Origin of the sequence: Plesiocystis pacifica SIR-1 (assembly GCF_000170895.1) — a bacterium.
In the GTDB taxonomy this organism is placed as follows: Bacteria; Myxococcota_A; Polyangia; order Nannocystales; family Nannocystaceae; genus Plesiocystis; species Plesiocystis pacifica.
Genome location: NZ_ABCS01000139.1, coordinates 1 through 22,292, shown reverse-complemented (window position 1 = coordinate 22,292; position 22,292 = coordinate 1). Strand labels below are relative to the sequence as shown.

Annotated in this window: 16 protein-coding genes; 6 read left to right on the top strand and 10 right to left on the bottom strand. The window is 71.2% G+C overall.

Going from position 1 to position 22,292, the window contains the following annotated elements; translation table 11 throughout:
- Positions 1 to 148: 148 nt before the first annotated feature.
- The 5 genes from PPSIR1_RS37855 to PPSIR1_RS45025 form a co-directional block, all read right to left on the bottom strand.
- Complete coding sequence (locus tag PPSIR1_RS37855; RefSeq protein WP_006976571.1) at positions 149 to 1,525, bottom strand: hypothetical protein; 1,377 nt, start codon at positions 1,523 to 1,525, stop codon at positions 149 to 151.
- A gap of 178 nt (positions 1,526 to 1,703) precedes the next feature.
- The gene (locus tag PPSIR1_RS37850; RefSeq protein ID WP_006976570.1) at positions 1,704 to 2,189 is read right to left on the bottom strand and encodes a DUF192 domain-containing protein; all 486 of its coding nucleotides are present in this window, start codon (positions 2,187 to 2,189) and stop codon (positions 1,704 to 1,706) included.
- A gap of 8 nt (positions 2,190 to 2,197) precedes the next feature.
- Entirely contained in the window at positions 2,198 to 4,564 is a 2,367-nt protein-coding gene (locus PPSIR1_RS37845; RefSeq protein ID WP_006976569.1) for a di-heme oxidoredictase family protein, read from the bottom strand.
- 108 nt (positions 4,565 to 4,672) lie between these two features.
- Complete coding sequence (locus tag PPSIR1_RS37840) at positions 4,673 to 5,680, bottom strand: beta propeller repeat protein (RefSeq protein WP_157596401.1); 1,008 nt, start codon at positions 5,678 to 5,680, stop codon at positions 4,673 to 4,675.
- Positions 5,681 to 5,866: 186 nt separating this feature from the next.
- On the bottom strand, positions 5,867 to 8,617 hold the full coding sequence (locus PPSIR1_RS45025; RefSeq protein WP_198154705.1) for a serine/threonine-protein kinase: 2,751 nt from the start codon (positions 8,615 to 8,617) through the stop codon (positions 5,867 to 5,869).
- A 403-nt stretch (positions 8,618 to 9,020) separates the two neighbouring features.
- Here PPSIR1_RS45025 and PPSIR1_RS45020 point away from each other — a divergent pair, with 403 nt between their 5' ends.
- Both PPSIR1_RS45020 and PPSIR1_RS37820 read left to right on the top strand, forming a co-directional pair.
- Positions 9,021 to 9,938: a formylglycine-generating enzyme family protein gene (locus PPSIR1_RS45020; RefSeq protein ID WP_157596400.1), complete on the top strand. Its 918-nt coding sequence runs from the start codon at positions 9,021 to 9,023 to the stop codon at positions 9,936 to 9,938.
- Positions 9,939 to 9,971: 33 nt separating this feature from the next.
- The gene (locus PPSIR1_RS37820; RefSeq protein WP_006976565.1) at positions 9,972 to 10,874 is read left to right on the top strand and encodes a hypothetical protein; all 903 of its coding nucleotides are present in this window, start codon (positions 9,972 to 9,974) and stop codon (positions 10,872 to 10,874) included.
- 157 nt (positions 10,875 to 11,031) lie between these two features.
- Here the strand turns inward: PPSIR1_RS37820 and PPSIR1_RS37815 are convergent, their stop codons facing one another.
- Positions 11,032 to 11,610, bottom strand: coding sequence for a hypothetical protein (locus PPSIR1_RS37815; RefSeq protein WP_006976564.1), 579 nt, complete (start codon positions 11,608 to 11,610; stop codon positions 11,032 to 11,034).
- Positions 11,611 to 11,916: 306 nt separating this feature from the next.
- A complete protein-coding gene (locus tag PPSIR1_RS37805) occupies positions 11,917 to 13,317 on the bottom strand; it encodes an L-serine ammonia-lyase (protein ID WP_006976562.1) in 1,401 nt (466 codons plus the stop codon).
- Positions 13,318 to 13,446: 129 nt separating this feature from the next.
- Here PPSIR1_RS37805 and PPSIR1_RS37800 point away from each other — a divergent pair, with 129 nt between their 5' ends.
- Positions 13,447 to 13,674 (top strand): hypothetical protein, encoded by a 228-nt coding sequence (locus PPSIR1_RS37800; protein WP_006976561.1) that lies wholly within the window; start codon positions 13,447 to 13,449, stop codon positions 13,672 to 13,674.
- A 2-nt stretch (positions 13,675 to 13,676) separates the two neighbouring features.
- Here the strand turns inward: PPSIR1_RS37800 and PPSIR1_RS37795 are convergent, their stop codons facing one another.
- On the bottom strand, positions 13,677 to 15,278 hold the full coding sequence (locus tag PPSIR1_RS37795) for an FMN-binding glutamate synthase family protein (protein WP_006976560.1): 1,602 nt from the start codon (positions 15,276 to 15,278) through the stop codon (positions 13,677 to 13,679).
- Between the two features lie 44 nt (positions 15,279 to 15,322).
- Entirely contained in the window at positions 15,323 to 16,915 is a 1,593-nt protein-coding gene (locus PPSIR1_RS37790) for a serine/threonine-protein kinase (protein ID WP_006976559.1), read from the bottom strand.
- Positions 16,916 to 17,226: 311 nt separating this feature from the next.
- Between PPSIR1_RS37790 and PPSIR1_RS37785 the strand changes: the two genes are divergently transcribed.
- From PPSIR1_RS37785 to PPSIR1_RS37775, 3 genes are read left to right on the top strand one after another with little or no spacing between them, the layout of a single operon-like run.
- Positions 17,227 to 18,375 (top strand): efflux RND transporter periplasmic adaptor subunit, encoded by a 1,149-nt coding sequence (locus PPSIR1_RS37785; RefSeq protein ID WP_006976558.1) that lies wholly within the window; start codon positions 17,227 to 17,229, stop codon positions 18,373 to 18,375.
- A gap of 6 nt (positions 18,376 to 18,381) precedes the next feature.
- Positions 18,382 to 21,549, top strand: coding sequence for an efflux RND transporter permease subunit (locus PPSIR1_RS37780; protein ID WP_006976557.1), 3,168 nt, complete (start codon positions 18,382 to 18,384; stop codon positions 21,547 to 21,549).
- A gap of 28 nt (positions 21,550 to 21,577) precedes the next feature.
- A complete protein-coding gene (locus PPSIR1_RS37775; RefSeq protein ID WP_006976556.1) occupies positions 21,578 to 21,868 on the top strand; it encodes a hypothetical protein in 291 nt (96 codons plus the stop codon).
- Positions 21,869 to 21,898: 30 nt separating this feature from the next.
- On the opposite strand, the gene PPSIR1_RS37770 is transcribed toward PPSIR1_RS37775, so the two are convergent.
- Positions 21,899 to 22,292: hypothetical protein (locus PPSIR1_RS37770; protein ID WP_006976555.1), on the bottom strand; the 394-nt coding region annotated here is incomplete at its 5' end.

Genomic DNA, 22,292 nt, shown 5'->3' with positions numbered 1-22,292 from the left:
CTCGCTGAGCGATTCGCTCGACAGCCCGTTGGTTCGGCTCGCTGAGCGATTCGCTCGACAGCCCGTTGGTTCGGCTCGCTGAGCGATTCGCTCGACAGCCCGTTGGTTCGGCCCGCTGAGCGATTCGTATGAGCGGATGGTCCTTCGCTCAGATCGCTTCGGTGTCGATGCGGAGGACGCGAGCGTCGGTCCCCGTCTCCGCCGTGTCGACCTGGACGATCACGCCGATGTCTTCGCCGTAGGCGGTCGCGTTGATCTTGCGCCGGGCCGAGTCGTCGACCCACACCTGGCCCAGATCGAGCTCGAGGCTCCGCGCCACGCTGCCGTCGGCCTCGAGCTCGGCGAGGACCAAGGTGGCGTCCGCGTAGGGCGAGGAGGCGTCGAGGTCGGCCTTGCACTGCCACTTGGTAGCGTTGAGCTGGTTGACCTCGTAGACGTACTCGACGTCGAAGTCGGACTTCACCCACAGGCCCCACAGCTGGCCGCCGCTGGTGCGCACGAGCTCGTAGGCGTCGAACTCGACGCCCGCGCCCTGGACCTCGCAAGGCGGGCACGCGGGCACGCCGTGGGCGAAGAGCTCGTCGCACATCTCGGGCGCCTCGGGGGTGTCGGGGACGGGGCTCTCGCTCCAGTCGTCGGCGTCGACGACCGAGAGCAGGTGCAGGGCGTCGCCGGGGATGCGGCGCAGCACCGCGATGGGGGCGTCGCCGCCCAGGGCCGGGCGCGGCGGGTTGGCGAGGAAGCCCGGGTCGGCGTCGGGGGCCCCGACGGGCACCTCCGTGTCGCCGTCGAGGTCGAGCAGCCACAGCGCCTCGCCGCCGAAGCTCAGATCGAAGCGCATGGTGAAGTCCCGGTCCCAGGCGTCGGTGCCCGCGTAGGGTCCGCTCACGCCCCCCCACTTGCCGGCGACATCCCACGACCACTCGCCGCCCTCGAGGCTCGCGTACTGAATGTCGCCGTTGGCCAGGCCGGTGTGGAACTGGCCGTGGAGCTCGCCCTCACCGTCGGGGTGGAGGTGGAAGCCAAAGTAGGCGCTGAGGTTGCTGGGCAGGTCGACGGGCGCCTGCAGCCAGGCGTCGCCGTCGTTGTAGATGTAGCCCGAGTAGTTGTTGGCGTAGCGGTAGAGCCGCCCGTCGGGCGCTTGCCCGGTGAAGTCGGTCCCTGGCAGATCCGACAGCCAGTCCAGGCTGAAGTTCACGCCGTCCTGGGCGACGCGAAAGTCTGCGCCCTGGCCGTCGCCGAAAGAACCCCACAGCGCGCCGGGCTCGAGCCCGACCTGGGGCTTGTGCATGTGCTTGATGTCCGGGCAGCTCAGCAGCACGTCGGCGTGCACGGCCCGGTGGCTGCCGTAGAGGTCGCCCCGCGTCACCGTGCAGGCGTCGTTGTCCTCGACCACGTCGACCTCGATGGCCCGCTCCTGGTTATCGCCTTCGAACTCCCTCGCCTCGCTGACACAGCCCGAGACCAGGGGGGCGAGGCTTGCGGCGAGGGCCAGGGGGAGTCTGTGCGCGTGGTCGATGTCCATGAACCTCGACTACCACTTTTCTCCAGGGCCGCCACCGCGACGCGCAGCCCCACCCAAGGTCCGACTCGGCGGCCGGGCGAGAACGGCATCCCTCCCTGCACGAGGGCTACACCCGTTCGCGGGTTGGGCCTTCGGGCTGGCGCAGGGCCTCTCGAAGCTCTGACCGTGCTCGCTCGGATCACTGCCAGCTGATCGCCGCGCCCACGGGCAGCGGCGCGTCGCCTTCGAACTCGGGGCCGAGCTCGAGCACGGCGTCGGCCGGCCAGTCGGCCCCGAGGCTCGGGCAGCCCTCGCAAGGCTCGGCGCAGGGTTCGATGATCTCGACGGCGGTGACCTCTCCGTCGAAGATCCAGTGGGCGTCGACGGCCTCGCTCAGGCCGCAGCCCCACACCGCCAAGCTCGGCTCGCCCTCGCTGACCGGGGCGGCGAGGAGCAACAGCGCCCGGCGATCGCAGGCCCGGTGCTTCCAGCCGCGCTCGCGCTCGACCTGCGTCGTCGCCAGCTCGGCGTCGAAGACCTGGCCGTCCGCGTCGACGCTCACCTGCGCGTCGAGGACTTGAGCGCGAAGGTCCTCTTCGCAGCTCCCGGGCGGCTCGCAGGCGCTGGCCGAGGCCAGCCCGAGACCGAGCCCGAAGGCGGCGAGGAGGAGGCGCGGGCCCGCCACGGCGGACCTCAGAGCGCGGCCAGGAAGTCGAGCAGCAGCGCCTTGTCGCCGTCGCTGAGCCCCTCGTAGGCCGTGCGCACGGCGTCGGCCTCACCGAAGTGAGCCAGGATCGCCGCCTCGACGGTCAGCGCCGCGCCGTCGTGCATGTAGGGCGCGCTCCAGCGCAGACCCCACAGCGGCGCGGTGCGGAACATCAGCTGCTCGGCCGCGCCGTCGACGATGCCCAGGGTGCCGTCAGGGGCGACCACGTGAAGCAGGAAGTCGCTGTAGGCCCGCACGGGGCCGTTGGCGCCGGGGAGCTCGACGACGTGGCAGCCGTCGCAGCCCACGTCCTCGAACACGGTGAGGCCCCCCTCGGGCAGCTCGGCCGCCGGCGCGGGGGCGTCGAGGCCCGCCATGAAGCCGGTCAGCAGATCGATGGTCTCGCTGTCGACCTCGGGGTCGGCCACGGCGTCGCTGTCCTCGGTCGCGCCGAAGGTGAAGCCCTCCTCCACGGGCACGGTCAGGCCGACCTCGGCCCCGAGCGCGTCCCGGGAGAACTCGCGCAGGCTGGGAACCTGGGCCTTCCAGCCAAAGCGCCCCAGGCGGCCGTCGGGCAGCACGTGGGCGACACCGCGGATGCCGTCGCCGTCGAGGTCCTCGGGGTCGGCGAGGCTCAGGATGTCGTCCTCGGCGATGCCCTCGATCAGCCCCAGGCCGAAGATCGGCGGGGTCTGGCGGGACTCGAAGAAGTTGTACACGGGGTCGGGCTCGGGGCGCATGATCCCCGGCGCGGTCAGCTTGTGGATGATCGTCCCGTAGTCCGGCGCCGTGAACTCGTCCATGGCGTCGATGATCCCGTGGCGCATGACGTTGACGCCCAGGGGACCGGCGCCGCCGACCCCACCGTCGAAGTGGCAGGCCCGGCAGCCGTCGCCGTTGAACATCGGCCCGAGGCCTTCGCCGACCTGGATGTTGCGGTCGAAGAAGGCCCGGCCCGCGACCCAGTCGGCGAGCTGCTGGCTGTCCGCGGCGATCTCGGGCAGCGGCGAGCCGGGGACGCCCGCGTCGGGGACCGGCGCGTCCGGGGGCAGCAAGCCCTCGGAGACCTGCTCGCGCCCGCCGAGGGTCGCGAGGAACTCGAGCACGGCCTCGCGCTCGCCGTCCTCGAGGGCCTCGTAGGCGTCGCGGGACTTGGAGCCCTCGCCGCCGTGGAGGCGGATGGCTTCGTCGAGGGTGTCGGCCCGGCCGTCGTGCAGGTAGGGCGAGGCGGCGACGATGCCCCACAGCGGCTGGGTGCGGAACTCGCTGGCCGTGGCCACGCCGACCTGGATGCCGTCGGCCAGCTCCTCGCCCATGTCGTGGAGCAGCAGGTCCGAGTACACGGGGATGAGCCCGCGCGGGCCCTCGAGGGTCGGGGTGTGGCAGTCGTCGCAGCCGATCTGGGCGAACAGGCCCTGGCCCTCGAGGCCGAGCTCGTTGCCCTCGAGGGGCTCGGCCTCGGGCGCGGCCAGGAGCATGGCGAAGGACACCAGGTCGAACAGGTCCTCCTCGCTCAGCTCCGGATCGGGGATGCCGTCCTCGTCGACGAGGGGCTCGTCGGGCGCCGCCGCCTGGCGGAACCCGGGGCCCTCGAGCGACTCCTCTCCGGCGTCGGGGTTGGCCGAGGGCACGGGCAGCTGGGCCTTGAGCTCCTGGGACAGCGGGTTGCTGGTGATGCCGAGGTGGTTGTTGAGCGGGCCGCGGATGAAGCCCTCGATGCTGACGGTCTGGGACTTGCGGCCGAAGCGACCGACGAAGCCGCGGTCCCAGTTGGGTCGCCCGCTGATCCCGTCGCCGTCGGCGTCGTCCTCGTCGGCGTTGGCGAGGATCGAGCCCTCGTTGATCTCGGCGAGCAGGCCGACGCCGAAGAAGGGGATCGCGTTGCGGTGGGTGCTGACGTTGACGCCCTCTTCGACCCCCGGGCGCAGCGGCGCGCCGTGGAAGCCGTAGGAGGTCAGCACCCCGCCGTGCTCGAGGTCGAGGAAGCTGCCGTCCTCGAGCTCGATGCCGGTCAGGTAGAAGTCGCGGTAGCGCGGGCCCGAGCCGCCGAACACCGGCTTCTCGTGGCAGCTGGTGCAGAAGCTGACGTTGACCTTGGGCCCCAGGCCCTCGTCTGGATCGAAGCGCTTGACCGCCACCTCGAGGCCGCGCTCGAAGGTCGCCTTTTGCTCCTCGGTGGCGCTGGGGATGACCTCGCCCAGGGGCGCGTAGATGCCCTCGGCGAGGACCGCGGGCTCGGGGTCGGGATCGGGGCAGCCGGTCAGCGCCAGGGTCAGCGCGGCCAGGTTGACGGCCAGGCCCAGCGACGAGGGGCCGCGGAGGGAGCGGACGGTCGAGTCGGGGTCGGAATGCATGGCGAGCCTCGTGGGAGTCTTTCGAAGGGGTAGGTCAGTTCAACGCGCGGGCGTTTCAAAATCAGGTCGAAGGGCCCAGGTGCAGTTTAGTCGCCGGTGGCGGGCCGTTCAGGGCAGATATTGCGCGATCACCCCGGTCCATGGCGCGCCCGACAACAGGCTGCCGCCCACGGCCACGCGCGTTCCATCGGGGAGCCCAAAGGCGCCGTGGAGGACGTCGGGGAAGGCGCTCTGGTCGAGCTTTTCCCAGTTCAAGGTGCCGGCTTCGATCTCGAGGACGATGCCGTCGTTGGCCGCCGCGAACGCGGTCCCGTCCTCGGCCATCCACACGCCGTTGATGCCGGGCAGCTCGCCGATGATCTCGGAGGTCCAGGTGCTGCCGTCATAGCGGGCGATGACGCCGTTTTGGCGCCCGCCCACGGACACGATCTCGTCGGGGCCGGCGCCCCACAAGCTGATCAGGTCGCGGGTGACACCCGAGGGCTGCTGGACCCAAGTCGAGCCGTCGAAGTGCAGGATGACCCCGTTGTCGCCCACGCTGAACACGTCGTCGGCGCCCGTGCCCCAGACCTTGAGCAGCGCGCCGAACTCCCGGTCGATCTCGGGCAGCTCCTGGAGGGTCCACGCGCTCCCGTCCCAGTGGGCCAGGGTCGGCACGCCGTTGGGGAAGTCGCCGCCGACGGTCCACACGTCGTCGTCGCCGCTGCCCCAGATGCCCCACAGGTCGTCCTCGATGCCGAGGTTGTCCGTGGACCAGGTCCCGTCGGCGCCGCGCCGCGCGGTCCAGCCGTCGTTGGCGGCGATCCACAGCAGGTCGCCGGTGCCGTAGACCCAGTTGTAGAGCGGGAGCCCCTCGGGGCCGGGCTCGGTCGCCCACTCGGTCCCGTCGAAGCGGGCCATGTAGCCGGCCTCGAACTGCCCGCCGACGGCGTAGATCTCGTCGCTCGACGGACCCCACGCGCTCAGGAAGGCGCCCTCGCTGACCTCCGTGCGCAGCCCGATCTCCCACTCGGGTTCCTCGTCGGGATCCGGCCCAGGACAGGCCGTGAGCAAGGGGAGCAGGGCCCCCAGGGCGAGGAGCGGACGGGCTGGGCGGAGGAGAGCTGCGGGGTTCACGGCCATGGGGGAGGCGAGGTCGAGTCGAGCGGAGGCGCGGGCCTCTCGAAGGGAGTGCCTCAGCCTATCGTGGCAATTGCTCGCGGGCGACATTTCACGGCGAGCCCGCTCACATGTCCGGCGTGATCGACTCGGCGCGCGGGGGTACGCGCGCCGGTGGACCTAGCCCGAGGTCCCTGCTCGCCCCTACTTGCCCCAGACGACCCAGCCCGCCGTCCAGTCTTCGCTACCAAAAGCCCCCAGCCAGGCGCTCTCGGCCTCGAAGAAGGACCCGGCCTCGGCCGGCGAGGTCGCGCTGGTCGCCAGGGCCAGGGGCGCGGCGGGGACCATCGTCGCGCCTGCCCCAAAGGTGGCGCAGTCTGGCGCGCCGCTGGGGTTGCGGACCACGCCGCGCTCGGGGGCCGCGAGCCAGGCCAGCTCGTCGAAGCCCTCGCTGGGCTCGGTCGGAGCCGCGCCCGTGCTCGAGGTGGCGCCGAGCAGCGCCAGGCCCTCGAGCTCGACGCGGGTGTGTTCGTCGCGGACCTCGATGACCCGATCGAAGCCGCCGACGACCAGAGCGTGGAACACCGGCGTCGCCGCGCGCCGAACCAGGATCGCCCGGCTCGGCTTGGGCTTGGTCGAGCTCGCCCCGCACAGCGTCGCGTTCCACAGCTCCGGGCGCGTGCGCGGCTCGGCGCTCGTCCCGTTTGGATCGTTGTCGACCTCGAAGGCGTGGCTGCCCGCGGCCTTGGGGCGCGCGTCTCGGACCACGAGGTGCTGCAGCCGACCCTGGTAGCCGTAGTCGAAGTCGAAGCCGTCGTCGCCGGGCTCGTCGCACACCAGGTAGCGCCCGTCGACGGTCCCGCCGAAGAACTCGAAGCAGTCGTCGGTGGTCGCGCGGACCTGGACGTGGTCGAGGATCGTGCCCCGGCCGACGCCGGCCAGGGTCAGGCCGTTGAGCTCGTTGGAGGGCGCCAGCTCGACCCCGGGGTACTCGATGCGGACGTAGCGGAGCTCGCCGCTGTCGTCGTCGATGTCGTCGCCGCCGTAGCTCCCGCCCACGGTCAGGCCCTCGACGCGGCCGCGGATGGCCTCGCCCCGAGCGTCGCGCAGGTTGATCGGCGCGTTGCCCAGGAGCACCACGCCGCCCCAGTCCCCGGGCGCCCGGGCGCCCAGCGGCTGGCTGCTGGTGAACACGATCGGCGCGTCCTGGGTCCCGCGCGCGATCAGCCGCGCCCCGGGCTCGACGATCAGCGTGCCCTTGGTGTCCCGGTCGCCGCGGATGATCGTGCCGGGCTCGATGGTCAGCGTCGCCCCGCTGGCGACCCGGGTGTGGAAGCGCAGCAGGTAGTCCCGGTCGCAGCGCAAGGTGGCGTCCTCGTCGATCTCGCCGCTGAGCTCGACCACCGGCTTGTCGTCGCGGTCGCAGTCGCCCGCGCCGAGCAGCGCGGCCTCGGGCGGCGCGCCGACGTCCTGAACTTCCCGCGCGGCGTGTTTGCGTTCGTCGACGCGCTCGGTCTGCGCCTCCTCGTCGCCCTCTTCGCCCCCCTCCTCGACGGCAGGTCCCAGGCGCGAGCCGAGCACCGAGAGCCCCGAGGCGAGCAGGCCCGTGGCGACGACGGCGACGATCATCCGGCGCTGCCCCTTGGCCACGAGCTCCGCGGCCAGGCCTGGGTTCGTGCCGGTGTAGGTGCCGTCCCCGGAGCGGTCCTCGTCCAGGGTCCCGAAGGTGCCGCCCATCGACGAGCCCGCATCGGGCTCCGGGTCAAAGCGGCGCCCCGGCTTCGGGAGCGCGAGCATCTCGACGTGCTCCGCCGGCCCGATGTTCGCCGTCTCCTCGTCCGGATCCGCAGGCTCGACCTCGTTGGAGCCGAGGGTGCGCTCGGTCTGCTCGCCGCGGTAGGGCTCGTGCCACAGCTGCACCGGCGACACCGAGGCCTCGCCGTCGCCGACCAGGCGCAGCAGCTCGCTGTCGATGTTGTGGCGCATCCCTCGACGCTCGGCGGCGAAGGCCTGGGCGACGCGCTTGCCGATCGAGCGGATGCTCGCGTCCAGCCCGGTCTCGTCCATGAAGGCCTCGAGCTCGAGCTGGAACTGCTCGGCCGTCGCGTAGCGCTCGTGCACGGCGGGCGCCATGGCCTTGGCGCAGATCTCGATGAGCGCCCGGGGCACCCCCTCGACGTCCAGGTTTGGGAGGTCGTGGTCGACGAGGCGACGGGCGATGGGCACCTGCCCCCTGCCCGCCCACAGCCGCCGCCCGCTGAGCATCTCCCACAGCATCACCCCCGCCGCGAACACGTCGGCCCGGCGATCGACGGCCTGGCCCTCCGCCTGCTGCGGGGACATGTAGGCCAGCTTGCCCTTGAGCCCCCCACCCTGGGTGTGGGTGACCGAGTCGGCCGCCTTGGCGATGCCAAAGTCGACGAGCTTGATCTGCCCGTCGTAGGTGATGAACAAATTCTGCGGCGAGACGTCGCGGTGGACGACCTGCATCGGCGTGCCGTCGTAGTCGCGCAGCTCGTGGGCGTAGTGCAGCCCCTCGAGCATCTCGGTGATGACCCGCAAGCGCATGCCCAGGGTCAGCGGGTCGGGCGGCTCCGAGACGCTGGCGAGGGCCGGGTCGGTGCGCTCCCCGACCCCGAGGCGGCGGAGGACCCGGTGCAGCGGCTGCCCGTCGAGGAACTCCATCGTCAGGTAGGGGATCGGCCCCTCGCGCCCGACCTCGAAGGTCTGGACCACGTTCGGGTGGTGCAAGCGCGCGGCGAGGCGGGCCTCGTCCATGAACATCGACAGCGCCTCGGGCTCGTCGAGGAGCGAGGCCCGGAGCTTCTTGACGACCAGGAGCTTGTTGACCCCCGCCGCGCTGTTCACCAACGCGAGGTAGACGTCGGACATTCCGCCGTGGCCGATGGCGAACAGCAGGCGATGACGGCCGAGCGATACCGGCGGTCGGGCCACGTCGTGCACCACCGCTAGGGCAGCAGCTCCGCCACGCTCACGCTGACTCGAATCACTCACAACAGGCCCGGGCCGGGTTCGCCGCGACCCTATTGCTCGCAGTGGGGACACGCAAGTCACATTCCGGTTGTGGGCAGCCCCCCTGCGTACCTGTGGGAGCAAAAACGACATCATCGGCAAAGACCGCAGGGTCCGCAGCCTCGTTGTCATCTCCATGGCCGAGACGCGACGCTGCTACATTCTCGACATGGGTATTTCAACGACCGCGATGCCCGAACTCGACCACGGAGCCCACGGCACGCGACGCCGTGGGCTCTTCGCGCAACTGCGCGCGAATACCTTCGCGCTCGCCGCGGCCGCGCTCGCGCTCACGGCGTGCCAAGCACAGCCTGACAAAACGAGCGTGGCACCCGGGAGTGAAGATCCCACGGCGTCGCGTGGGTCTTCTCTGGGGCTCCACGTCGGCCTCGAAGGTGGCGACGGCGAAGCGGCCGAGGGTGAGGGCGGCGACGAGGACGACGGCACCCAAGACCTCGCCTGCGCCGAGGACCCCGAGGCCCCCGGCTGCCCCTGGGATCGCAACACCACCAACTACGCCGACGAGGGCGTGTGGGGCAACTCGGACCCGCACACCTTCGCGCCCCAAGAGGCCGAGCCCGAGGCCTGCCCCGACTTCGCCGTCTACGGCGACATGATCCAGATCCCCGAGGGCGAGTTCGTCATGGGCTGCGACTCTCGCAACAGCTACGAGTGCGGCAAGGCCGAGCGCGAGAAGGTCGTCGTCGATCTCCCGAGCTTCGCCATCGATCGCATGGAGGTCACCCAGGCCGCCTACGAGCGCTGCATCGAGGGCGGAGCCTGCACCGCGCCCTCGGGCCACTTCAAGCCCCGGGAGAACTGCACCCACCCCGTGGTCAACGTGACCTGGAAGCAGGCCGGCCAGTACTGCGCGTGGATGGACAAGCGCCTACCCACCGAGGCCGAGTGGGAGAAGGCCGCCCGCGGCGAGGCCGGCGGGCTGTTCCCCTGGGGCGACACCACCCCGACCTGCGAGCACGCCAACTACGAAGGCTGCGGCCTGCGGACGACGCAGCCCGTGGGCAGCTACCCCGAGGGCGCGAGCCCCTACGGCGTCCTCGACATGGCCGGCAACGTGCGCGAGTGGGTGTTCGACCGCGAAGAGGGCCGGGCGCGCCAGCCCAAGCGGGCGATCCGCGGCGGGATGTTCAGCGACCGCGACATCAACCTCCGCGCGGCGCGGCGGACCTGGGGCGACGTCAGCGTGAGCGACTACGGGATCGGTTTTCGCTGCGCGCAGTGATCGACCCGCCCCGCTCGTGGCACACCCCGAGGGATGCAAACCAGAGACCTCGCCGCTCTCACCCTCGGACTCACCTTCCTCGGCGCCCTCGCCTGCGTCCCGCCCGACGCGGACGACGAGGGCCTCGGCGACTCGGACGAGACTGGCGCCTCGGACACCGCCAACGACGAGTCCGAGTCCGAGTCCGAGTCCGGTGGAGAGTCCGAGTCCGAGTCCGGTGGAGAGTCCGAATCGGAGTCCGAGTCCGGCCCCGAGGGCGAGACCACCTGGGGCGGCGCCGACGGCCCCTCGGACGAGGGAGGCGGCGAGTTCCCCGAGTGCGAGGCCTCCGAGGGCGCCAGCTTCAGCTGGAGCTACACCGTCCAGAACAACACCCTCAGCGAGGGGTTGGACGCCGGCTCCATCAGCGTCGAGTGGACCTGCACCGTCGCCTCGACCGCGGGCGGGGCCGGCCTGCACGTGACCCTCGACTGCCCCGAGGACGAGCTCGTCGAGCTCGACCTCGACGCCAGCCCGGCCTTCACCCTCGATCCGCCCCTCGCGGTCGGCGAAAGCCTCGAGCTCCAAGTCGGCGCCTCTGGCTGCTTCGGCTGTGACACCGGCGCGAAGGTTGCCCTGCAGCTCCACCGCGACGGCGCGCACCTGCTCACCCACCGCCACGACAACGAGTGGTTCGAGCTCCCCGTCGAGGTGGCCTTCGTCGACGACCTGTGCCCCGAGCAGCCCCTCGACTACTGCGGTCCTCGCCGTCGCCGAGCCGCCCAGATCAGCAGCGAGGGAGAGACCCTCCAGCTCTTCGACGGCCACAGCGGCAGCGTCGCGGGCCTCGACGTGTGGGCCAAGGAGCTGTGGGTGCGCGAGCCCGGGGACGAGGGCTGGTGCGAGCACACCACCTACTCCATGGCCAACATGCTGTTCGTAGCGACCGAGAACTAGCCAAGCTCGACGCTCGTCGGGCGCCGACCGATACCGACGACCAGTTCGCCCCTGACGAGCGCCGGAGCCAGCGGGCGCGGTCCATCGACCTGGTCACCATGCTGCTCCGTCTCTCGAGACACCCGCCTCGAGCCCAAGGGCAGCTGAGCCCCACCTGTCAGCTCGGCGCGCGCAGCTTCAGCTCGAAGGCGATGCTGCCGTCGGCGTTGTCCGTGCTGACCTCGATGCTCGCGCGCAGCTTCGAAAAGGCCAGCATGGCCCGCAAGGTCCCGGCGAACATCGCCTGAATGCCGGCGCTGTCGCGGACGTAGTCCGGGAGACCCTGCGCCTCGAGGCGGACCTTGCCGTCGCGGCTCTGGGCCAGGCCGACCTTGCCGCAGTCGCGGGTGCTCAGGGCCCAGGCGTCGGCGGCCAGGCCGATGAGGCCAAAGTCGAGCTCGTCCCGGCGCATCTTGGTGATCAGCGGCTCGAGCAGGCCGCCCGCGTAGCTGTCCCCGACCACCGTCTCCCAAAACTCGACGGCGCGCTCCGTCCCGATCACGCCGATGAGCCCCTCGCAGACCGCCACGGCGTGGGTCGCCGGGAGGTAGTCGCTGCGCTTGGCCCCCGCGATCGTGCCGCGCGTATCCTCGGGGATGGCGTCGAGGACAGCCTTGCGCTCTGCGGGCGGAAAGCTGCGGATCCGGCGAAGCGCGACGCGGCTCCAGCTGTTGTTGATCGAGGGGGACGTCGTCATCGGTAGCGAGGTGAGGGCGGTGGCCGATGCCCAGCATACCAGGGGAGCCCTCCCTCTCAGGGCTGTGAATGAATTCACAGCCCCTTCGACTTAGCCGTCGCGAACGACGCCACGCCCTCCCTGCCCCACGTCCGCGACTCAGGGACTGTGAACTTTTCACAGTCCCTGTCCACTTTAGCCGTCGCGGACGACGCCACGCCCTCCCTGCCCCACGTCCGCGACTCAGGGACTGTGAACTTTTCACAGTCCCTGTCCACTTTAGCCGTCGCGAACGACGCCACGCCCTCCCTGCCCCACGTCCGCGACTCAACACTCGATGATGTTGACCGCGAGGCCGCCGCGGGCGGTCTCCTTGTACTTGGTCTTCATGTCGGCGCCGGTCTGGCGCATGGTCTCGATGACCTTGTCGAGAGAGACTTTTTGGTTGCCGTCCCCACGCAATGCCAGGCGCGCCGCGTTGATCGCCTTGACCGCGCCCATCGCGTTGCGCTCGATGCACGGGACCTGCACGAGGCCGCCGACTGGGTCACAGGTGAGCCCCAGGTTGTGCTCCATGCCGATCTCGGCGGCGCACTCGACCTGGCGGGGCGTGCCGCCGAGGGCCTCGACCAGCCCGGCGGCCGCCATCGAACACGCGACGCCGACCTCGCCCTGACAACCCACCTCGGCCCCGGAGATCGACGCCCGGGTCTTGTAGATGATGCCGATCGCCCCGGCCGCGAGCAGGAAGCGATCGACGCCCTCTTGATCGGCGCTCGCGTAAAAGCGCCGGTAGTAGTGGAGCACGGCGGGGATGATCCCGGCGGCGCCGTTGGTCGGCGCGGTGACGACGCGACCGCCCGCGGCGTTCTCCTCGTTGACCGCGAGGGCGTAGAGGTTGACCCAGTCCATGGCGCGCAGGGGATCGCCGCTCGCCTCCCCCGAGGGATCGGCGCGCAGCTTGCGGTACATCGACGCGGCCCGGCGGCGGACCTTGAGGCCCCCGGGCAGGATGCCCTCGCGCTGACAGCCCCGCTCGACGCAGGCCTGCATGGTGTCCCACAGCGTGTGCAGCCCGGCGCGGATGGCCTCCGGCGAGCGCCACACCAACTCGTTCTCGAACATCAACGTCGAGATGCTCAGGCCCCGCTCCTCGCAGCGCTCGAGCAGGGACTCGCCGCTGTCGAAGGGGTGCGGCAGCGCGGTCTCGTCGGCGACGATGCGGTCCTCGTCGGCGAGCTGATCGTCGACCACGAAGCCGCCGCCGATCGAGTAGTAGACGCGCTCGCGCAGCTGCTCGCCGTCGGCGCCCCAGGCCCGAAAGCGCATGCCGTTGGGGTGCATGGGCAGGGTCTGGCGGCGGTGGAAGACCAGGTCCTTGGCGACGGAGAAGCGCACCTCGGCGCTGGGCTCCTCGCCGGCCTCGGGGCGCAGGACCAGCTTGCTCTGCGCGGCGATGGCCGCGACCCGCTCGGGGACGCTGTCGACGTCGACGCTCTCGGGCCGCTCGCCCTCGAGGCCCAGGAACACGGCGACGTCGCTGCCGTGGCCCTTGCCGGTGTGCCCGAGCGAGCCGAACAGCTCGGCCTTGACCCGGTGCGTGCGGCCCAGCAGGCCCTCGCGCTCGAGGCCGAGGACGAAGCGCCGCGCGGCCTTCATCGGGCCGACGGTGTGCGAACTCGACGGGCCGATGCCCACGGTGAACATGTCGAAGACGCTGATGGCCATGGCCGGGACCCTCGGCGTTGGGTACCATCTCGGACCATGAAGCCGGGAGACAGCTGTGTCACGCCCCCTCGCTCGAGCTCTCCGCGGGCGTCCAGGCGGTGTGGGGTTGGCGCGCTCGCGGGTGCGCTCGTGGCTTCGCTCGGCCTGGGCCTCGCGGGCCCCGGCTGTCAGGCCCAGACCAAGCGCTGCGACGCCGTCGCCGCGCACATCGCCGAGCTCGCCCAGGCCGAGGGCGTCGCCGCGCCCGGCCTGAGCCTGGCCATCGAGGCCGACTGCGACGCCGAGCCCCGCCCGAGCGAGGCCCTGGTCGAGTGCATGCTCGCGGCCGAGAGCCTCGAGGCCGTCCGAGCTTGCTAGGCTCAGTCTTTCCCTGCAAACACATCCGCCGAAGCCCGGCCCCACAGCTCGGCCCAGCTCGGCGGCAGCGACTCGACGGCCTCGCCGAGCAGCGCCCCCTCGTCGAGGTAGTCGAACAGCTCGCCGTAGTGCTTGTTGGTGTGCAGGTCGACGCGGCGGCGGACGTGCCGGGGCAGGAGCTGGTCGGGGCTGTCGAAGCCCGCGGCGCCCAGGAGCTCGAGGAAGGCGTGGACCGTGTGGTGGTGGTAGCGGTGGATCCGGTCGGACTTGTCCTCGACGTCGAGGCCGACGACCAGGCCGGGCTTTTGCGTGGCCACGCCGGCGGGGCAGTCGTTGTGGTTGCAGCGCCGGGCCTGGATGCAGCCGAGGGCGAACATCATCGCCCGGGCGCTGTAGCAGGCGTCGGCTCCAATCGCGATCACCCGCGCCATGTCGAAGCCGCTGGCGATCTTGCCCGCGCACAGCACTCGAATCTCCTCGCGCAGCCCCGCCCCGCGCAGGGCGCTGTGCACGAACACGAGGGCCTCGGTCAGCGGCATGCCGATGTGGTTGGAGAACTCCAGCGGCGCCGCACCGGTGCCGCCCTCGGCCCCGTCGACGACGATGAAGTCCGGGCGCAGGCCGGTCTCGAGCATCGCCTTGACGATGCCGAGGAACTCCTCGCGCCGGCCCACGCACAGCTTGAAGCCGACGGGCTTGCCCCCGCTGAGCTCGCGCAGCTCGGTCAGGAACTCGAGCAGCCCGCGGGGGGTGTCGAAGGCTTTGTGGCCCGGGGGCGAGAGCACGTCCTGGCCCATGGGCACCCCCCGGATCTTGGCGATCTCGGCGGTCAGCTTGGCCGCGGGCAAGATGCCGCCGTGGCCCGGCTTGGCGCCCTGGCTGAGCTTGACCTCGATCATCTTGACCTGGCGCAGGGCCGAGGCCTCGCGGAAGGCGTCGGGGTCGAAGCCCCCGTCAGGGGCGCGGCAGCCGAAGTAGCCCGTGCCCAGCTGCCAGATGAGATCGCCCTCGCCGGCGCGGTGGTAAGGGCTGATGCCGCCCTCGCCGGTGTTGTGGGCGAAGCCCCCGGCCGCGGCCCCGCGGTTGAGGGCCTCGACGGCGTTGCGGCTCAAGGAGCCGTAGCTCATGGCCGAGATGTTGAGCAGCGAAAGGGCGTAGGGCTTGGCGCAGCGCCCCTCCCCGACCATCACCCGGGGCGCGTCGCCGTGGGGCGCCCGGGCGTTGAGGGAGTGCTCGAGCCACTCGTAGCCCGGCCGGTAGACGTCGAGCTGGGTGCCGAAGGGCGTGGTGTCGTTGACCCCCTTGGCGCGCTGGTAGGCGACCGAGCGCTGCTCGCGATCGAAGGGCATGCCGTCGGTGTTCGACTCGACGAAGTACTGGTTGATCTCCGGCCGGATCATCTCGAGCAGGTAGCGCCCGTGGCCGATGACCGGGAAATTGCGCAGGATGGCGTGCTTGCGCTGGGCCATGTCCCACAGGCCGAGGACAAAGAGCGGGACGACCAGGATGTAGAGCAGGGCCGTCGCGGGCCACAGCGCGCTCAGGGCCCCGATCGTGCCGAGCAGCAGGACGGACACCACCCAAAACCAGGACCGCGGCGACATGGAGGCCCATGCTACGCCTTCGGCGCATCCAGGCAAAGACTGGGCTATCGAGCCAGCGCGCCGCAGTCTTCGGGGTCGGGCAAGGTCGCGACGATGGTGAACGGACCCGGGGGAGCCTCCGGGTCGCGGATCAGCCGGTCGAGGGTCTGGTCGAAGGCCCGGCGCTGCTGGTCGAGGCAGGCGACCCAGCGATCGTACTCGACCCCTTCGCCCGGAAGCTCGCCCGCCTCGACGGCCGCGCGCTCGTAACACAGCCCCCGTCGGGCGTCCCGCCAGCGCCGACTCCAGGCCTCGAGGGCGTCCCGCAGGTTCGCCCACGCGAGCGGCCCGGCGACGTCGTCGTGGATCAGCGTCGGGCGCAGCGCCTCGCCCAGCTCGGCCCGCCGCGCCCCCGTCCACGTCCGCGCCATCGCCTCGTCGGCCTGGTCGCAGGTGAGGTGGGCCGGGTCGGCCACGTGGGCGCCGAGGTAGACCGCGCCCAGCGTCCCGAGCACCCCCACCAGGCACAGGCCCGCGCCGGCCAGCGCCGCGTGGCGCATGGGCACCCGGCGCCCCCGCGGCCGCGGGTTGAGCACCTCGAGCAGGCTCTCCATGGTCGGGAAGCGGTCCGAGGGGTTCCACGACAGCCCCCGGCGCAGCGCCATGACCACCCGCCGCGGCACGTCCGCGCGTCGAAAGGGACGGAACTGGCCCAGGCGCATGCGCGCGAGCAGCTTCTCGCGGTTGCCCCCGCCGAAGGGGCGCTCGCCGTTGAGCGCCTCCCACATCGCCACGCAAAAGGCGAACTGATCGCTGCGCGAGGTCACGACCTTGCGGCGGTGCTGCTCCGGCGCCATGTAGGCCGGCGTGCCGATCACCGCGCCCGCCCGGGTCAGGTCGGCCAGGGGCGTCAGGTTGCCCGCGAACACCCCGGACAAGGACGCCCGCGAGCTGCTGGGGAGCTCGAACTCGTCGACGTCCGTCGCGTCGCCGAACTCACTCTGAGCCTGCGCCAGGGCGAGGGCCTCGAGGGCCTCGTCGTCGTCCTCGTCGAAGTCGATCTGGCTGTCCTCCCCCGGCGTCAGCTCCCGGGCGATGCCAAAGTCGAGCACGAGCACGCGCCGGTCCTTGCCGAGCATGATGTTGTCGGGCTTGACGTCGCGGTGGACCAGCCCGGCCCGGTGCGCCGCCGCGAGGCCGCGGCCGACCTGCAAAAAGATCGACATCAGCCGGTCGTAGTCGCGCTCGGCGGTCTGGGCGAGCCACTGGGTCAAGGTCTCGCCCTCGACGTACTCCATGGCCACGAACACCCGCTCGTCGTGGATCCCGACGTCGTGAACCGCGACGACGTTGGGGTGACGCAAGCGCGCGAGGGCCTGGGCCTCGCGGATCAGCCGGGCGCGCCCGCGGGTCGTCGCCTTTTGCGTGCTCCGGCTCCGACGCGCCAGCTTGATCGCCAGCTTGCGGTCGAGGTCGGGATCCCACGCGGAGTAGATGACGCCCATCCCCCCGACCCCCAGACACTCGAGGACACGGTAGCGGTCGATGCTGGCCCCGCGCTCGAGCCAGGTGGAGGTCGGCGCGACGTCCTCGTCGACGACGTCGACGTCGTCTTCACCGCCCTCGTCGAGGCAGGTGACGTCCGCGGGTCCATCCACGAATGGAGTCTAGGCCAGAGCCAACTTTGATCCCATGACCAAGGTGCGCCCCAGGCGAGCGACCACGGAGCCACCAGCACAAAGCGGCAAAGCGCGCAAGCTACGCAGCTTCGGGTGCCGAGCCGCGAGGCGTGCCCGAAAATTCTGCTCTCCACCTGTTCGAGAGCCTCGGCCTGCACCACCTCCCTCCCCGGCCGATCCCACGGGATTTCCCGCTGAGGCGCCTTGCCGGGTCCATGGGCGCGGCATAAAACGGACCAGCCGTGCACACGAAACTACAGTGGCCACTTACCCGGCCTGTCGGCGCGGCCTTGGCGCTCATCGGTGGTCGAGGGCTCCTGGCTCTGACCCTCTCGATCGCTGCGGGCCTCGGCCTCGCCGCCTGCGACGACGGGGCGGCCGAGGGCGTCGAGATCCGCGATGCCCGCGTGCGCATCGCCGAGGTCCGCGAGCTCGTGCCCGAGCAAAACTCCCGCCACCTCGTGCTCCTCGACCCCTGGCGACGCGCCCAGCTGTCCCCGCGCTACGGCGGTCAGGTGGCCGAGCTGCTCGTCGACGATCAGGACACCGTCCAGGCCGGGGACCTGCTCGTGCGCCTCATCGACGCCGACGCCCGCGGCTCGCTGATGAGCGCCCAGGCGTCGAAGACCAGCGCCAGCGAGCGCCTCGACGACCTCGAGCGCCAGCTCGCCGACGCCCGCGAGCTCTACGCGTCCGGGGCCGGCACCCGCCGCGAGGTCGAGCGCCTCGAGACCGAGATCGCCACGACCAAGGCCTCGGTCCGCCAGGCCGCCGGCCAGATCCTCCAGTCCAAGGACCGCAAGAGCGCCAACGCCATCCTCGCGCCCTTCTCCGGCGTGGTCACCAACGTCGGCGTGGAGCTCGGCGAGTACGCGGCCCCGGGCTCGCCCATGCTGACCCTCTCGGAGCTCGACAAGCTGGCCATCGACGTGCCCTTGTCCGAGACCGAGGTCGCGATCCACGACCGCGGGCAGCTGAGCTTCGAGGTCACGATCCGCGACGCGGCCGTGCCCGCCGAGGTCGAGTGGGTCGCCCGAGAGGCCGACGCCGGCACCAACACCTTCACGGCCCGGCTGCGCGTGACCAACGGCTCGGGCGAGCTGCGCGCGGGCGAGTCCGTGTCCGTGTCCGTCCGCGGCACCGTCGGCAAGCCCGTGCTCGCCGTCCCGCCCACCGCCGTGCGCTGGGAGGGCAAGCAGGCCTACCTGCTGCGCGCGAGCACCGAGGGCGCCGGCGAGGAGGCCCGCGAACGCCTCGAGCGCGTCGACATCACGGTGCACCGGGACGTCGGCGAGGGCGTGGCCATCGAGGGCCCCGTGAAGATCGGCGATCGCGTGGTCAGCTCGGGCCCAGCCACCCTCGTCGACGGCGACGTGGCCGTCGCGGTGCCCCGCGCCGACGACCCGGCCCAGGCCGAACCCGAGACCACCCGAGGCTGACCGACGATGAAGATCTTCGACCGAATCATCCGCCTCAGCGTCGACAACTCGGTCTTCGTCAACCTGCTGTTCTTCCTGGTCGTCGTCGCCGGCATCGTCGGCGCCCTCAAGCTGCCCCGGGAGCAGTTCCCCGAGGTCAGCCTCGACGCCGTCATGGTCCAGGTCGTCTACGTCGGGGCCACGGCCAGCGACGTCGAGGAGCTGCTGCTGCGGCCCATCGAGGAGGAGCTCGACAACGTCTCGGACGTCAAGCGCATCGAGTCCATCGCCAACGAGGGCGCGGGCTCGGTGACCGTGACCTTCAACGCCGGCACGGATCTGCGCGACGCCCGATCCGAGGTCGAGAAGGCCGTCAACGCCGTCCAGGACCTGCCCGAGGACGCCGAGACGCCGCAGGTCAACGAGGTCAAGCTCGACCTGCCGGTGCTGACCGTCGCGATGCTCGGCGACCGCTCCATGCGCCTCGAGGCCGAGCGCCTGCAAGAGCAGCTCGCGCGGGTCTGGGGCGTCGCGGGCGTCGACGTCGTCGGCCTGACCGAGCCGCGCATCGTCGTCGCCCTCGACGAGACCAAGCTGCGCAGCCTGCAGATCCAGCCCGCCCAGGTCAGCCAGGCGATCCGCAACGCCAAGGCCAGCGTCCCCGCCGGCACCGTCGAGCGCAACGGCCAGGAGGTGTTCGTCAAGACCGACAAGCGCCTCGAGTCCGCCGCCGACGTCGCGGCCATCCCCCTGCGCCCGGGCTCCCCCATACGCCTGGGCGACGTCGCCGAGATCCGCGAGCTCGAGGAGCAGCCCGACAGCCGCTACTACGTCAACGGCGTCGAGGCCGTGCAGCTCGTGGTCAAGCGCGAGCGCTCGGCCGACCCCCTCGAGATCCGCGCCGACGTCATGGAGCTGCTCCCCGCGCTCGAGGCCAGCATGCCCGCGGGCTCGCGCCTGGTGGTGTCCGAGGACTACACGATCGTCATCCGCGACCGCCTGCAGACCGTGGCCATCAACGGGGCCTCCGGCGCCCTGCTCGTCGTCCTCGTGCTCGCCGTGGTCGCCGGCTTTCGCCAGGCCCTGCTGGCGCTGTGGGGCATGCCCGTGTCCTACCTGATGGCGACCTTCCTGATGGACAAGGGCGACATCACCATCAACGTGATCTCGACCTTCGGCCTGCTCATCGCCACGGGCATCGTCGTCGACGACGCCATCGTGGTGATCGAAAATACCCAGCGCCACCTCGAGATGGGCAAGACCCGGGTCCAGGCAGCCATCGCCGGGGCCAAGGAGGTCTTGCTGCCGGTCACCGTCGCGGTGACCACGACCTGCCTGGCCTTCCTGCCCCTGACCATGGTCGGCGGGACCATGGGCCGGGTCATGCGGATCCTGCCGCTGACCGTGGTCTTTTGCCTGATCGGCTCGCTCATCGAGGCCATCTTCATCCTCCCCGGGCACCTGGCTCACTACGCGTCCAAGGACGCCGAGGGCGGACGGACCGCGCGCCTGGTCGAGCGCATGAAGGCCACCTACCGGCCCATCCTCGAGCTGTGCCTGCGCTGGCGCAAGACCGCCGTGTTCCTGACCTTCGTCGGCTTCCTCGGCGTCATCGCCCTGGCCACGAACATGCGCTTTCAGTACACGGCGCCGGCCAAGCCCACGGAGCTGTCCGTGGTCTTCAAGCTGCCCGCGGGGGTCAACCGCACCCAGACCAAGGCCGAGGGCGACACCATCCGCCGGCTCATCCTCGACGCCCTCGACTCCCCCGAGGAGTCCGAGCAAAACCTCGTGCGCGCCAGCAAGATGCGCATCGGATCGGTCCGAGACCCGCGCACGCAGATGCTCGACACCGGGGCCAACGTCGGCATCGTGCGCTTCGAGTTCGCCCTCGACGAAGAGGTCGTCGACCGCTGGCCCGAGGTGGAGGCACAGCTCGAGGACTACCTGGCGACCAACCCCGACCTGTCCGGCTACACCATCATCTTGCCCATGGCTGGGCCTCCGGCCGGTCCGGCCGTGACCGCCCGCGTCCGGGGCCGCGACGCCGCCGAGATCGACACCGTCGTCCGCGACCTCAAGGCCTACCTGCGCACCATGAAGGGCGTCAGCGACGTCGACGACGACAGCGGCACGGGCAAGGAGACCTTCGCCGTGCGCGTGGACCAGGACATGGCCGCGCTCTACGGCCTCAGCGAGCTCGAGATCGCCAACGCCGTGCGCGCGGCCATCGACGGGCTGATCGCCACGGAGGTGTCCATCGACGAGCAGCGCGTCGAGATCGTCGTGCGCACCGAGGGCGCCCAGGGCCTCGACCGCGCCGGCATCGGCAGCCTGACCATCACCAGCAGCGCCGGCCAGATCGTCCGCCTGGACCAGGTCGCGCGGCTCGAGCGGACCCGCGAGATCGGCTCGATCCGCCGCCGCGACGGCCAGCGGGCCATCGGCGTGACCGCTGAGGTCGACAGCGAGGTGACCTCCGCCCTCGAGGTCACCTCGGTCGCCCAAAAGTGGTGGGACGAGCGCGTCGCGCCCACCTACCCCAACCTCGAGCTGCAGTTCGGCGGCGACGCCGAGGAGATCAACGAGAGCCTCGAAGACCTCAAGGGCGCCTTCTTGCTGGCGATCGGGCTCATCTACATCGTGCTCGCGCTGCAGTTCAAGTCCTACCTCCAGCCGATCATCATCCTGTGCGCCGTGCCCTTCGGGGTCATGGGCGCGGTCCTGGGCCTGTTCGGCATGGGCTACGACCTCTCGCTCTTCGCCCTGTTCGGGGTCGTCGCCCTCGCCGGCATCGTGGTCAACGACTCCCTGGTGATGGTCGACTTCATCAACACCCGGCGGGCTGAGGGCGCGCGCATCCTCGACGCGGCCCTCGACGGCGCCCTCGAGCGCCTGCGCCCGATCATCTCGACCACGCTCACGACCTGCTTTGGCCTCGGGCCCCTGGCCATCGGCCTGGGCGGCAAGGACCAGATCCTCGCGCCCATGGCCATCTCCATCGCCGCCGGCCTGGGCATCTCCACCGGCCTGGTCCTGCTCATCGTGCCCTCGGTCTACGTGCTCATCGAGCGCGACTTCAAGGGCCTTTTGTTCGGGCCCCAGGACCCGCCCCTCGAGGTCGCCGCCGAGGTCTCGAGCGGCCTGGTCGAGGACACCCAGGCCGACGACGATCGCCAGACCCCGCCGGCCTGAGCCCGGGGCGGCCTCCATAGCTCGAACCATGCGCTGGCTCTCCCTCCCCCTCGCCTTCCTGACCGCCCTCACCCTCGCGGCCCTCGGCCCCGCGTGCACAGACGACGATCGAGGCAGCGGTGAAGAGCTCGCGGGATCCTCCTGCGACTACTTGTGCCTCGGCCAGAGCTGCAACTACCGGTGCGAGGACGAGGTGCTCTATCGCTGCACCCAGGACAACGAGTGGGTCTTCGTCCAGGACTGCAGCGCCGCCGGACGCGTCTGTGAGCTCGACGATCCGGACTCCGAAGACGGCGTCTACGACTGCGTCGACCCCTGACGCGGGCCTGGACGCACGCTGCGTGCCCGCTCACAGCGGGCCGCGGCCGCGGACGCGCTCGGCGACCCGCTCGCGGATCGCCGCCAGCTCTCGCGCCGAGATCTCGAACTCGACCGCGACGAAGTCCTCGACGATGCCCAGCCGCGTGTTGTCGCGCAGCCGGTGCTCGATGCCGTAGTCGTCGAGGCGCTCGGCCGCGCGCAAGAAGGCGGCGACGACCCGCTCGCGCAGGCGCACGAGCGCCTCGGCGTCGGGGGCCGTGAACGTGGCGCTGCCCTGCATGCCCGCGTCGAAGCGCATCGAGGCCGTGATCTGCTGGGTGTCTCGGGCCCACCCCGCCGCCGGACCGCTGCCGGCGAGGGCGCCCCGGTCCGCGGCGCTGAGCGTGGACGCGAGCCACAGCTGGGCCTCGCGGTCGACCCGC

Coding starts and splice junctions, on each gene's coding strand:
- PPSIR1_RS37775 (WP_006976556.1), top strand. CDS start 21,578: ATGCGCTGGCTCTCCCTCCCCCTCGCCTTCCTGACCGCCCTCACCCTC.
- PPSIR1_RS37805 (WP_006976562.1), bottom strand. CDS start 13,317: ATGGCCATCAGCGTCTTCGACATGTTCACCGTGGGCATCGGCCCGTCG.
- PPSIR1_RS37845 (WP_006976569.1), bottom strand. CDS start 4,564: ATGCATTCCGACCCCGACTCGACCGTCCGCTCCCTCCGCGGCCCCTCG.
- PPSIR1_RS37815 (WP_006976564.1), bottom strand. CDS start 11,610: ATGACGACGTCCCCCTCGATCAACAACAGCTGGAGCCGCGTCGCGCTT.
- PPSIR1_RS37820 (WP_006976565.1), top strand. CDS start 9,972: ATGCAAACCAGAGACCTCGCCGCTCTCACCCTCGGACTCACCTTCCTC.
- PPSIR1_RS37795 (WP_006976560.1), bottom strand. CDS start 15,278: ATGTCGCCGCGGTCCTGGTTTTGGGTGGTGTCCGTCCTGCTGCTCGGC.
- PPSIR1_RS37780 (WP_006976557.1), top strand. CDS start 18,382: ATGAAGATCTTCGACCGAATCATCCGCCTCAGCGTCGACAACTCGGTC.
- PPSIR1_RS37855 (WP_006976571.1), bottom strand. CDS start 1,525: ATGGACATCGACCACGCGCACAGACTCCCCCTGGCCCTCGCCGCAAGC.